The sequence below is a fragment of the Modestobacter excelsi genome (assembly GCF_005930495.1).
In the GTDB taxonomy this organism is placed as follows: domain Bacteria; phylum Actinomycetota; class Actinomycetes; order Mycobacteriales; family Geodermatophilaceae; genus Modestobacter; species Modestobacter excelsi.
In genome coordinates, this window is record NZ_SJEX01000120.1 from 1 (window position 1) to 11,294 (window position 11,294).

The 11,294-nt window shown below is 76.0% G+C and carries 12 protein-coding genes and 1 pseudogene; 7 read left to right on the forward strand and 6 right to left on the reverse strand.

Features of this window, described 5'->3' with window-relative positions:
* Positions 1-14 precede the first annotated feature (14 nt).
* Both FHL80_RS23985 and malQ read left to right on the forward strand, forming a co-directional pair.
* Positions 15-1,295 (forward strand): MFS transporter, encoded by a 1,281-nt coding sequence (locus FHL80_RS23985; RefSeq protein WP_246078926.1) that lies wholly within the window; start codon positions 15-17, stop codon positions 1,293-1,295.
* Entirely contained in the window at positions 1,292-3,178 is a 1,887-nt protein-coding gene (gene malQ / locus FHL80_RS23990) for a 4-alpha-glucanotransferase (RefSeq protein ID WP_138735844.1), read from the forward strand. The genes FHL80_RS23985 and malQ overlap by 4 nt, the downstream gene beginning before the upstream one ends.
* Positions 3,179-3,196: 18 nt before the next feature.
* Here the strand turns inward: malQ and FHL80_RS23995 are convergent, their stop codons facing one another.
* The 3 genes and pseudogenes from FHL80_RS23995 to FHL80_RS27150 all read right to left on the reverse strand — a co-directional run.
* Positions 3,197-4,021 carry an alpha/beta fold hydrolase gene (locus tag FHL80_RS23995; RefSeq protein WP_138735845.1) on the reverse strand — a complete coding sequence of 275 codons (825 nt, stop codon included), beginning with the start codon at positions 4,019-4,021 and terminating at the stop codon, positions 3,197-3,199.
* A gap of 29 nt (positions 4,022-4,050) precedes the next feature.
* Positions 4,051-4,497: a prolyl oligopeptidase family serine peptidase gene (locus tag FHL80_RS27250; RefSeq protein WP_439331114.1), complete on the reverse strand. Its 447-nt coding sequence runs from the start codon at positions 4,495-4,497 to the stop codon at positions 4,051-4,053.
* Positions 4,395-4,877 (reverse strand): annotated as a pseudogene (locus FHL80_RS27150) (esterase/lipase family protein); the annotation flags it as partial. The gene FHL80_RS27250 and the pseudogene FHL80_RS27150, both read right to left, overlap by 103 nt.
* 166 nt (positions 4,878-5,043) lie before the next feature.
* Between FHL80_RS27150 and FHL80_RS24005 the strand changes: the two are divergent.
* The 3 genes from FHL80_RS24005 to FHL80_RS24015 all read left to right on the forward strand — a co-directional run bounded on the left by FHL80_RS24005 (position 5,044) and on the right by FHL80_RS24015 (position 6,778).
* On the forward strand, positions 5,044-6,135 hold the full coding sequence (locus FHL80_RS24005; protein WP_138735846.1) for a helix-turn-helix domain-containing protein: 1,092 nt from the start codon (positions 5,044-5,046) through the stop codon (positions 6,133-6,135).
* 92 nt (positions 6,136-6,227) lie between these two features.
* Positions 6,228-6,524, forward strand: coding sequence for a hypothetical protein (locus FHL80_RS24010; protein WP_138735853.1), 297 nt, complete (start codon positions 6,228-6,230; stop codon positions 6,522-6,524).
* Positions 6,525-6,574: 50 nt separating this feature from the next.
* Positions 6,575-6,778 carry a hypothetical protein gene (locus tag FHL80_RS24015; RefSeq protein WP_138735847.1) on the forward strand — a complete coding sequence of 68 codons (204 nt, stop codon included), beginning with the start codon at positions 6,575-6,577 and terminating at the stop codon, positions 6,776-6,778.
* Positions 6,779-6,803: 25 nt separating this feature from the next.
* Here FHL80_RS24015 and FHL80_RS24020 read toward each other — a convergent pair whose 3' ends face one another.
* Complete coding sequence (locus tag FHL80_RS24020; protein WP_138735848.1) at positions 6,804-8,015, reverse strand: MFS transporter; 1,212 nt, start codon at positions 8,013-8,015, stop codon at positions 6,804-6,806.
* A 43-nt stretch (positions 8,016-8,058) separates the two neighbouring features.
* The gene (locus FHL80_RS24025; protein ID WP_138735849.1) at positions 8,059-9,579 is read right to left on the reverse strand and encodes a Mur ligase family protein; all 1,521 of its coding nucleotides are present in this window, start codon (positions 9,577-9,579) and stop codon (positions 8,059-8,061) included.
* Between the two features lie 108 nt (positions 9,580-9,687).
* Between FHL80_RS24025 and FHL80_RS24030 the strand changes: the two genes are divergently transcribed.
* Positions 9,688-10,128 (forward strand): hypothetical protein, encoded by a 441-nt coding sequence (locus FHL80_RS24030; protein WP_138735850.1) that lies wholly within the window; start codon positions 9,688-9,690, stop codon positions 10,126-10,128.
* Here FHL80_RS24030 and FHL80_RS24035 read toward each other — a convergent pair.
* The gene (locus FHL80_RS24035) at positions 10,103-10,435 is read right to left on the reverse strand and encodes a YnfA family protein (protein WP_138735851.1); all 333 of its coding nucleotides are present in this window, start codon (positions 10,433-10,435) and stop codon (positions 10,103-10,105) included. The genes FHL80_RS24030 and FHL80_RS24035 overlap by 26 nt on opposite strands.
* 49 nt (positions 10,436-10,484) lie before the next feature.
* Between FHL80_RS24035 and FHL80_RS24040 the strand changes: the two genes are divergently transcribed.
* Positions 10,485-11,294, forward strand: an 810-nt coding sequence (locus FHL80_RS24040) for a DUF998 domain-containing protein (protein ID WP_138735852.1), incomplete at its 3' end; no start/stop codon positions are given.

Consider the following 11,294-nt stretch of genomic DNA (forward strand, 5'->3'; position numbering starts at 1 on the left):
GACGAGGACCCCGCATGACGGCCACCGACGCACGCCCGGCACCCAGCGGGAGCCAGGTGCGGGCGGCGACCCGGGCCACCTACGCGGCGTTCATCGGCTCGGGCTTCGCCTTCGCCAGCTGGGCCTCGCGGATCCCGCAGGTGCGCACCCCCCTGGACCTCGGCCCCTCCGAGCTCGGCCTGGTCCTGCTGTCCATCGCCGCCGGCTCGGTCGTCGCCCTGCCCGCGTCCGGACCGCTCATCGCCCGGTTCGGGTCGCGCCGCACGGTCATCTCGACGGCCGTGCTGCTGGCCGCCGCGGTGGCCCTGGTCGCGGTCGGTTCCCAGGTCGGCGTCCTGCCGCTGGTCGTCGGGTTGTTCCTGATGGGCGTGGCCAACGGCGCCTGGGACGTGGCGATGAACGTGCAGGCCGCGGTGGTCGAGCGACTGCTGGGCCGGGCCGTCATGTCCCGGTTCCACGCCGGCTTCAGCCTCGGCACGGTCGTCGGCGCCGGGGTGGGCGCGGCGATGGTGGCCCTGGACGTGTCCGTGCTGGCCCACCTGCTCGCGGTCGCCGTGCTGGTCGGCGTCGCGGTGCCGCTGGCCGTGCGGGACTTCGTGCCGGACGTGCACGACGACGGCACCCGCGACGGGGCGCCGGCTCCCCGGGACAGCGCGCTGCGGGCCTGGCGGGAACCCCGGACCCTGCTGATCGGCGTCTTCGTGCTGGCCTTCGCCTTCGCCGAGGGCGCCGCCAACGACTGGATCAGCGTCGCGCTCATCGACGGGCACGACACCTCGGCCGTGGTCGGCACGCTCGGCTACGCGGTCTTCCTGGTCGCGATGACGGCAGTCCGCTGGGTGGGCCCCGCGCTGCTGGAGCGCTGGGGCCGGGTGCCGATGGTGCGGGCGCTGGCCGTGCTGAGCGTCGCCGGGCTGCTGCTGTTCGTCTTCGGCGGGCACCCGGCGGTCGCCTTCGCCGGCGCCCTGCTGTGGGGGGCCGGTGCCTCGCTGGGCTTCCCGGTCGGGATGAGCGCCGCGGCCGACGACCCGGCCCGCTCGGCCGGGCGGGTCAGCGTCGTCGCCTCGATCGGGTACTGCGCGTTCCTCGGCGGTCCGCCGCTGATCGGCGTCCTCGGGCAGTCCGTCGGCGTGCTGCAGGCGCTGACCGTGGTCGCCGTCCTGCTGGCCGTCGCGACCGCCATCGCGGGCGCGCTCCGGCCTCCGCCCGGGCAACTCCCGAGCAGGGGGTGTGAGGCGCTCCGCAGTGGTCCCACCCGGCGAACCGGACCAGGACCGGTGAGGATCGACCCGTGACGAGCACCGCGCCGCAGCCGAAGCCCACGACCGACGCCTGGGGCATCGACGCCAGCTGGCTCGACGCCCTCGACGAGGAGCACACCGTCGCCGAGGCGACCATCGCCCGGCTGCGCCAGGTCATCGGCACACCGCCGGAGGACCTGCTCGACCGCGTCCCGATCGTCGCCCGCCCCGGCGACGCCCTCGAGGTCGATGCCGCCGACGTCGAGTGCGAGGACGGGGAGACCCGGCACGTCGACGGCGAGCTGCCCGAGGACTTCCCGCTGGGCTACCACCGGCTGCGCACGCCCGACGGCCGCGAACGCCGGCTGATCGTCTCCCCCGGCCGCTGCTGGCTCCCGGAGGGCTGGCGCGGCTGGGGCTGGGCAGTGCAGCTGTACGCGACCCGAGGCCGGGACAGCTGGGGCATCGGCGACCTGGGTGACCTGCGCACCGTGCGCGGGTTCGCGCAGGACCAGGGCGCCGGCTTCGTCCTGGTCAACCCGCTGCACGCGGTGGCGCCGACGCCCGGCCAGGAGGCCAGCCCCTACCTGCCGGCCACCCGCCGGTTCCGCAACCCGCTGTACCTGCGGATCGCCGACGTGCCCGGCGCCGACGCGGTCGACGTCGAGGCCGACGCCGGGCGCGCGCTCAACGACGGCGAGCTGATCGACCGGGACGCCGTCTGGGCGCTCAAGCGCCGGGTGCTGCAGCGCGTCTTCGATGCTGGTACCGACGAGCAGGCCTTCCGTGACTGGTGGTGGTTCCAGGGGCAGCCGCTGATGGACTGGGCGACCTGGTGCGCGCTGGCCGACCAGCACGGCCCGGACTGGCACAGCTGGCCCCGGGAGCTGCAGGACCCGCGCGGTGCGGCCGTCCGGGACTTCGCGGCCGCCCGGGACCGGGAGATCGCCTTCCACGCCTGGCTGCAGTGGCTGCTGGACGTCCAGCTGCGGGCGGCCACCGAGGGCATCACGGTCATCCAGGACCTGCCCATCGGCGTCGCCGGCGGCGGGGCCGACGCCTGGGCCTGGCAGGACGTGCTCGCCCAGGGGGTGAGCGTGGGTGCCCCGCCGGACGCCTTCAACAGCCATGGCCAGGACTGGGGCTCCCCGCCGCTGGTGCCCTGGCGGTTGCAGGCGGCGGACTACGAGCCGTTCGTCCAGTCGATCCGGGCGACCATGGCCGGCGCCGGCGGGCTGCGCGTGGACCACGTGATGGGGCTGTTCCGGCTCTGGTGGGTGCCCTCGGACGGCAGCGCCGCCGACGGCGCCTACGTCCGCTACCCCTACGAGGACATGCTCGACATCGTCGCGCTGGAGAGCCACCGGGCGCAGGCCATCGTCGTCGGCGAGGACCTCGGCACCGTCGAGGCCGGCGTCCGCGAGGCCATGGCCGAGCACGGGATCCTGTCCTACAAGCTGCTCTGGTTCGAGGACGACGAACCGGCCCGGTGGCCGGCCGAGGCGATGGCCGCGGTCACCACCCACGACCTGCCGACCATCCCGGGGCTGTGGACCGGGTCCGACCTCGCCGAGCAGCGCGAGCACGGGCTGGGCACCGACCAGGAGCTGGAGCGCGGGCGTGCCTCGCTGCTCGAGCACCTGGGGAAGGTGCCGAAGAAGGCGACGCCGGCGAAGGCCGTGACCGCGGCCTACAAGCGGCTGGCCGGCGCACCCTGCACCCTGCTGTCGGCCACGCTGGACGACGCGCTCGCCGAGGAGCGCCGGCCGAACATGCCCGGCGCCGACGACCGGCCGAACTGGTGCCTCCCGCTGCCGGTGCCGACCGAGGAGCTGGCCGCGCAGCCCGGCGTGCAGTCCGTCGCCCAGGTGCTGGCGAACGGGCTGCAGCCGGCGGCGAAGCGGTCCACCAAGGCCAAGCAGGCCACGAAGGGCTGAGCCGCCCCGGGCGGCGCCTCAGCCCTGGAGGAAGGCCAGCAGGTCGGCGTTGATCGTCTCGGCCTGGGTGGTCGGCATGCCGTGCGGGAAGCCGGCGTAGGTCTTCAGCGTGCCGTTGGGGAGGAGCTCGGCGGACAGCGGCCCGGAGTCGGCGTAGGGCACGACCTGGTCGTCGTCGCCGTGCATGACCAGCACCGGCACCGTGATCTTCTCCAGGTCGTCGGTGAAGTCGGTCTGGGAGAAGGCGACGACGCCGTCGTGGTGCGCCTTGGCGCCGCCCATCATCCCCTGCCGCCACCAGTTGGCGATGATGGCCTCGACGGGTTCCACGCCGGGCCGGTTGAACCCGTAGAACGCCGTGGCGGGCAGGTTCCGGTAGAAGGCCGACCGGTTGGTGGCCACCTGCTCCTGGATGCCGTCGAAGACGCTCTTGGGCAGGCCACCGGGGTTGGCGTCGGTCTGCACCATCAGCGGGGGCACCGCGCTGATCAGCACGGCCTTGGCCACCCGGTCCTGGCCGTGCCGGGCGATGTGGCGGACGACCTCGCCACCGCCGGTCGAGTGGCCGACGTGCACCGCGTCGTGCAGGTCGAGGTGGGCGGTCAGCGCGGCCAGGTCGTCGGCGTAGTGGTCCATGTCGTGACCGTCGCCGACCTGGGTCGAGCGGCCGTGCCCCCGCCGGTCGTGGGCGATCACCCGGTAGCCGTGCCGCAGGAAGAACATCAGCTGCGCGTCCCAGTCGTCGGACGACAGCGGCCAGCCGTGGCTGAAGACGATCGGCTGGCCGGTCCCCCAGTCCTTGTAGAAGATCTCGACGCCGTCGGGGGTGGTGACGAAGGGCACGGTGGTTCTCCTCTGCGGGTGGGGGCGGTTCAACTCCGGGATGCGGCTGCGCGGGCGCCGACGCCGTTGCGGACCAGGAAGTCCAGTGCGGTGTGCGCGACCTCGGCCCAGCCGGAGTCCGCGCCCATCGAGTGGCCGCGGTCGGGGAAGGTGACCAGCTCCGTCTCCCCGGGGTTCCGCCGCTGGATCCGGTAGGCGCCGCGGACGGCCGCCTCGGGCACGGTGCGGTCCCGGCCTCCGGCGACCAGCAGCAGCGGGCCCCGCTCGCGCCGGGTGTCGACCCTCGCCTCGCTGTGCGGCGCGACGCCGGCGAAGGCGGCCTGGAACAGCGGACGGGCCGGCGAGGGGATGCCGTGGGTGGCCAGCAGGTGGTCGGACTCGGCCCGCGGGACGGCGTTGGCGAACGACCGGGCGAAGCTGTCCGGCGAGTGCGACCAGGTCCCGGTCCGCAGCCCGGGTGCGACAGCACCGGCCAGGCGGCCCGGAGCTGGGCCGGGGGCAGCGCGGGGTTGCCCCGGAACTGGGCCGGGGACAACGCGACGCACGCCCGGGTCAGCCCTCTGCCGTGCAGCTCCTGGGCGACCAGGCCGCCGAAGGAGTGGCCGACCACCACCGGCGGCGCGGGCAGCGCGGCGATGAGGGCGGCGTGGTGCTCGGTGACGTCGGCGATGCCCACGCCGGCGACCGCCTCGGGGTGCGCGCGGGTCTCCTCGGCGGTGGCCGCCTCACCGGGCCAGCCGGGGGCGATCGGCTGGTAGCCGCGGGAGGCGAACAGCTCGACCCACGGCGTCCAGCTGCTGGCGTGCAGCCAGAGCCCGTGCACGAACACCAGGGGAACAGGGGTCGGAGCGGTCACGGGGTCCTCCGCGCGAGAGCCGCGACCGGTCCGGCCACGGGCTGCCCTTCGACGCTAGGCGTCGCCGGAGGACGCCGGGTGGACCCTCCGTGCCGGGCTCCGGACCCTGGCTGCCGACCGCCCGGCCCGGCGGCCGGGACCGGGAGGAGCCTTTACACCGCCGGGCGTGCCCCTCCAGGATCGACGTCGTCCGGGCAGCGTCGCCGTGGTCCCACCCTGGGAGCGCCCGTTGGTCACCCTCCTCGACACCGACCAGCTCCCCCCAGCCGAGCGCCGTCCGGCCCAGGTCGTCGCCCGGCTCGAGGCCACGCTGGTGTCCCGCGTCCGGTTCGCCGACCCCGAGGCTGCCTCGCGCGCGCGGCTGGACGCCTGGGACGTCGGCGGGCTCCCGGTGCTGCGGGCCGACCTGGCCGGGGACCCCGTGCTGGCCCGCTCGGCGCGGGACGCCCGGGAGGACGTCGCGCCGACCGTCTCCTTCGCCGTCCAGGAGGTCGGCGTGGGCATGCAGGAGCAGTCCGGCGCCCGGCGGACGGTGCCGCGCGGCGGTCTGGTGCTCACCGAGGTCGCCTCGCCCTACGAGTACCGCTGGGTCGGCCACGGGGTGTGCCGCGCCGTGCAGGTGCCGGTGAGCCGGCTCGGGCTGCCGGTCGACGACGTCCGCCGGGCCCTGCCGCTCGCGCACCGCAGCCCGCTCTACGGACTGGTCCGCGCCCATCTCACCGAGGTCACCCGCGACGCCGAGCGGCTGGCCGAGGAGCCGCTGGTGCACGCGCTGGCCTCCGCCACGGTCGACCTGGCCCGGGCACTGCTCGCCTCGGCCGCCGGCCCGGCGCGGTCGGTGGACGACGTGGCCGCCGAGACGCTGCTGACCCGGGTGCGCAGCTACGTCCGACAGCACCTCACCGACCCGGGCCTGGACGCCGGGCAGGTCGCCGCCGCGCACGCCATCTCGGTGCGCCAGCTCTACCGGGTGTGCGCCGCGGCGCACGTCAGCCTGGAGCAGTGGATCATCCACCAGCGGCTGGAGGGCGCCCGGGCCGAGCTGGCCGCCCCCCGCAGCCGGGACCGCTCGATCGCGGTGATCGCCCGGCGCTGGGGGTTCACCGACCCGTCCTACTTCAGCCGCCGCTTCCGGGCGGCCTTCGGGCTCACGCCGCGCGACTGGCGGCGGATGGGGGCCGGCGCGGTGGCGCTCCCCCGGCCGCGCACGGAGCTGGACCTCACCGCCGCCCGACCGGGCCCGCCCGCCGCGCCCTGACCCGCGTCCTCGCTCTCCGCGCGGGAAGCGCATCCGGCGTCAGGTCGAACAGGTGTTCGACCGCGTGAGAGCATCGTGCGGTGGCGGGCGGGATGAACCGGGGGCAGCACGGCGGGTCGCTGGCCGACCGCGCCGCCCGCTCCGGTGTGCCCGCCCCTCCTCCACCGCCCGATCCGCCACCGGCCCGCCGGCCGGCCGGAGAGGGGCACGGCCGGCACTGCTGGGTGCACGACCCACCGGACGCGCCGGGCACCTGGCCGGGGCTGCTGGTCGAGTGGCGGCAGCGGGAGGACGGCTGGCACGGCCGGGTGGCCTACACCGTCGTCGGGGTCCACGGCCCGGTGCTGGTGGAGGCGTGGCTCCCGGCCGAGCAGCTCAAGCAGGGCTGACCGGGGCCGGCGCCGTTTGCGGAGGCACCGGTCCGGGATACCGCCAGAGCATGACCAGCGCACACGACGAACCGACCCTCGACGACGTGATCGTCCCCGAGGAGCCCGTGGTCCGGGACCGCACCGAGCACGCCAAGGACCCGCACCTGTCCGACGAGGTGCTCGAGCACCGCACCGAGCTCGAGCGGCAGGCCGTGCAGTCCGACGACGCCGCCCCGGCCGGGGCCTACGAGCACGACGCGACCGAGGCCTGATGGTCCGCCCCCTGGGCGCCGCTGCTCAGGGGCGCTCCAGGGAGCGTGTCCGGCCGAGCACCAGGCTGAGCACCAGCGCGCCGAGCGTCGCGCCACCTGCCAGCACGGCGACCCCGGACCACCCGGCGTCGGACCACGCCCTCCCGGCGAGTGTGCCGCCGACCGACGACCCGACGTAGTACCAGAACGAGTACAGCGACGCGGCCTGCCCGACCGCCCGGCCACCGAGCTGGGCCCGCGCCGCCACCCAGCCACTGGCGACGCCGTGCGCGGCGAAGAAGCCGACGGTCAGCACGCACAGGCCGGCGATCACGCACCACAGCGGAGCGGGCAGGGTGAGCACGATGCCGGCGCCCATCAGCGCCACCGTGCCCGGCACGACCAGCCGGCGACCGAACCGGTCGGCCAGCCAGCCGGCGGTCGGAGAGCTCACCGAGCCGAGCAGGTAGGCCAGGAACACCAGCCCGACCAGCGCCGGGGACAGCGAGTACGGCGCAGCCTCCAGCCGGAAGGTGGCCGCGTTGTAGACGGCCACGTTCGCGGCCATCACCAGCGCGGCGATCCCGTACAGGGCCAGCAGCGCCGGGTCGGTGAACGCCGCGCCCAGCTGCCGCAGCAGCCGGCCCTCGCGCGGCACCCGGGTGAACCGGCGGGACGCCGGGAGCAGCAGCCGGACGGCGACCGCGCAGCCCACCGCCAGGGCGGCCACGCCGGCCAGCGCCGTCCGCCAGCCGCCCAGCTCGGTGAGGAAGCCGCTGATCAGCCGGCCGGAGAGCCCGCCGATCGCGGTGCCGCTGACGTACAGCCCGATCGCCCGGGAGCTCACCCCCGCGTGCAGCTCCTCGCGCAGGTAGGCCACGGCCACCGCCGGCAGCCCGGCCAGCGCGAAGCCCTGCAGGCCGCGCAGCACCAGCAGCACCCACCAGGACGGCGCCAGCGCGATGAGCACCGCCAGCACCGCGGCGGAGGCGAGGCTGGCCTGCAGGATGCCGGTCCGGCCGCGCCGGTCGGAGACGGGCCCGAGCACCAGCAGACCGACGGCGAGGGCACCGGTGCTGATCGAGATGGCCAGCGTCGAGGCCGCCGGGGAGACGCCGAACGAGCGGGTCAGCTCCGGCAGCAGCGCCTGCGGCGCGTACAGCGTCGCGAACACCGCGATCCCGGCCAGGAACACCGCGACCGCCGCCCGTCGGAAGCCGGGTTCACCGACCTGGTGGCCCGCCCACTCCTCGGTCACGCCCTGCAGCCTGCTCCTGTGAGCGGGCCCACCCGGGCAGCGGTCAGGAGGCCTGGTCGGTGACCAGGTCGAGGGTGACCGACTCCAGCGCCTCGGCGGCCACCGCGGCGTCGTCGAAGGGGACCGGGGCGCCGTCGTCGGTCATCGTCGTCTCGTGCCCGCGGCCGACGACGAGCACGACGTCCCGCGGGCCCGCGGCGAGCACGGCCCCGCTGATGGCCGCCCGGCGGTCCAGCACGGTCCGCACGGTCGCGTCGCCGCCGTCCAGCCCCACCCGCAGCTCCTCGACGATGGCCTCCGGCCGCTCCCCGTGGCTGCCCTCGTTGGTCAGCCACACCTCGTCGGCCGCGCGGGCCGAGACGCCGAGACCCTGGCGCTTGTACCGGTCCCGCCGCCCCCGCGCGCCGAGCACGAGGTGCACCCGGCCCGCCGGGCCGGTCAGGTCCCGCGCCGTCTGCAGCGTGGCGGCCAGCGCGCCGGGCGTGTGCGCGTAGTCGACCACCACCAGCGGGCCACCCGGGCTGCGCAGCAGGGTGTTCCGGCCGGCGGGCGGAGCGGTGGCGGCGATCCCCGCCGCGACCGTCGCCCAGTCCAGGCCGAGCGACCGGCCGGTGGCCCAGGCGGCGGCGAGGTTGCCCACGTGCACCCGGCCGACCAGCGGCGAGCGCACCCAGTAGCGGTCCTCGCGGTCCTCGACGACCAGGTCGGTGCCCCGCGGCCCGGTGCGCCAGCGGACCACCCGGACGTCGGCCTCGAGGTCCGGGCGGGTGGTCACCCGGGTGACCGGTACCCGCGTCTGGTCGGCCAGCCGGGCGCCCCAGGGCTCGTCGACGACGATCACCGCGCTGTCGGCCCGCTCCGGGGTGAACAGCCGCGCCTTGCTGGCCCAGTACTGCTCGATGGTGCCGTGGTGGTCGAGGTGGTCCTCCTCGAAGCCGGTGAAGACCGCGACCTGGACGTGCACGCCGTCCACCCGGCCGACGTCCAGCGCGATCGACGACGCCTCGACCACGGCACTGGTCGCACCGGCGTCGAGCATCCAGCGCAGCAGGCCGTGCAGCTCGGGCGCCTCCGGCGTGGTCAGCCGGGTGCTGCGCTCCTGGCCGCCCACCCGCGCGCCCAGCGTGGTGACCACCCCCGCGCACTCGCCGGCGGCCGCCAGCACGCCGCGGACCAGCGTGCTCGTCGTCGTCTTGCCGTTGCTGCCGGTGACCCCCACCAGCCGCAGCTGGTCCGCCGGGTCGCCGGCGAGCAGGGCGCCGAGCGGTCCGAGCACGGCCCGGACCGAGGGCACCTGCAGCTGCGGCGCGCCACCGGTCACCGGCCGGTCGACCAACAGCGCGGCGGCACCGGCGGCCAGCGCCTGCTCGGCGAAACGGTGCCCGTCGCTCCCCTGCCCGCGCACGCAGGCGAACAGGCAGCCCGGCGTCACCGCCCGGGAATCGGTGACGAGCCCGTGCACCCGCAGGCCGGGAGCCGTCGCTCCCGAGGCGGTGACCGGTCCGGCGGCCACCGCCCGCGCCCGCTGCTCGACGGCCTGCCAGGGGACCACGGGGAACGCCACCCAGGGAACGCTAAGCCGGAACGCGGAGGTCGGCAGCGCGAGATCCGGACGTGCGCAACCGGTGAGGTCGGGTGACCGCGGCCCGCCGGGGGCTGGTTGGCTGGGCGGGTGCCGCGACTGGAGCCCGGGGACGTCGCCTGCTGGGTGCTCAAGAGCCGGGCGGCGCCGGAGGAGATCGCGCCCGGCTGGCGGCCGGGCAGCGACCACGCGCTCGACCGGTGCGTCCGCCGCTCCTACCGGCTGGAGCTGATGACCCCCGGCCAGCCCTGCCTGCTGTGGGTCAGCGGCGCGCACCAGCCGGGGGTGCACGCGCTGGGTGAGGTGACCGCCGCCGTGGCCGAGGGCGCGGGCGGCCCGGTGGTCGGCGTCCGGCTGACCCGGCTCGCGGAGCCGGTCGCCCGCACCGAACTGCTCGCCTCCCCGGCGGCCCGGGACGCGGAGGTGCTGCGGATGCCGGCCGGCAGCAACCCGTCGTGGCTGTCGGCCGCGCAGTACGCCGCCGTCCTCGGCCTGCTCGGGCCGGTCAGGAGCCCCGCGGCGCGTACATGATCAGGGCGACGCCGACCAGGCAGACCAGCGCGCCGCCGACGTCCCACCGGTCGGGCCGGAAGCCGTCGGCCACCGCCGCCCAGACCAGCGACCCGACGATGAAGACGCCGCCGTAGGCCGCCAGCACCCGGCCGAACGCCGCGTCGGGCTGCGCTGTCGCCACCACGCCGTACAGGGCCAGCGCGACGGCACCGGCGCCCACCCATGCCCAGCCGCGGTGCTCGCGGAGGCCCTGCCAGACCAGCCAGGCGCCAGCGATCTCCAGGACCGCGGCGAGCAGGAACAGGGCGATGGAACGGGCGGTCACGCGGGACACTCTGCCGCCTGCACAGCGGGGGCTGGGACGATGGCTCCTCGTGACAGACAGCCGGTACCGGTGGGGCGGACTCGCCTGGGTCCTGACGTGTCAGTTCTTCGTCGTCGAGGCGATCACGGCCGCGCGGTACGGCGGTTACTCGTACTCCGCCGACGTGATCAGCGACCTGGGGACGGCGGACTCCGCCGCCCGCCTGCTCATGAACGGCTCGTTCGTGCTGCAGGGCGTGCTCATCGCCGCCGGCGTCCTGCTGCTGGGGCCCGGGCTCGCCGGCAACGGGGGGCGGCTGGCCCGGGTGCTGCTCGTGCTCGCCGGCCTCGGCGTGCTGCTGGTGGGGCTGTTCCCCTCCGACGGCAACGCCACGGTGCACGAGGTCGCCGCCGGCGTGCACCTGCTGGCCGGGGCGGTCGGGCTGATCGCGCTGGCCTACGCGGTGCGACCCCGGTCCGAGGGCCTGGGCACCACCCTCGCCCTCCTCGGCCTGCTGGGGGTCATCGGCACGATCTTCTTCGGCTCGGCGGTCTTCCTCGGTCTGGGCGAAGGGGGCATGGAACGGGTCGCCGCCTACGTCATCCCGATCGGGCTGGTCATGGCGGGGGTCGCCCTGTGGCGGCAGAAGGACGACTGGCTGGCGCTCACCAACGCCGACGGCACCCCCAGCCGCCGGCAGCTGCGGGAGGACGCCCGGATCGAGCGCGCCCAGCGGGCGGCCGAGCGGCTGCGCCCTACGCCGAGCAGCTCATCGCTCGCCCCGGGGTGGTGGCCGAGGTCTTCGGCACCTCCCCCGCCGTGGGCGACCCCGAGGTGGACCGCCAGATCAGCGAGGACCGGGCCCAGGAGGTCGCCAACC

Bases quoted from the DNA above. Each gene is read 5' to 3' on its own strand.
- FHL80_RS23985 (WP_246078926.1), top strand. From the start codon at position 15: ATGACGGCCACCGACGCACGCCCGGCACCCAGCGGGAGCCAGGTGCGG.
- FHL80_RS24010 (WP_138735853.1), top strand. From the start codon at position 6,228: ATGAACCGGGGGCAGCACGGCGGGTCGCTGGCCGACCGCGCCGCCCGC.
- FHL80_RS24015 (WP_138735847.1), top strand. From the start codon at position 6,575: ATGACCAGCGCACACGACGAACCGACCCTCGACGACGTGATCGTCCCC.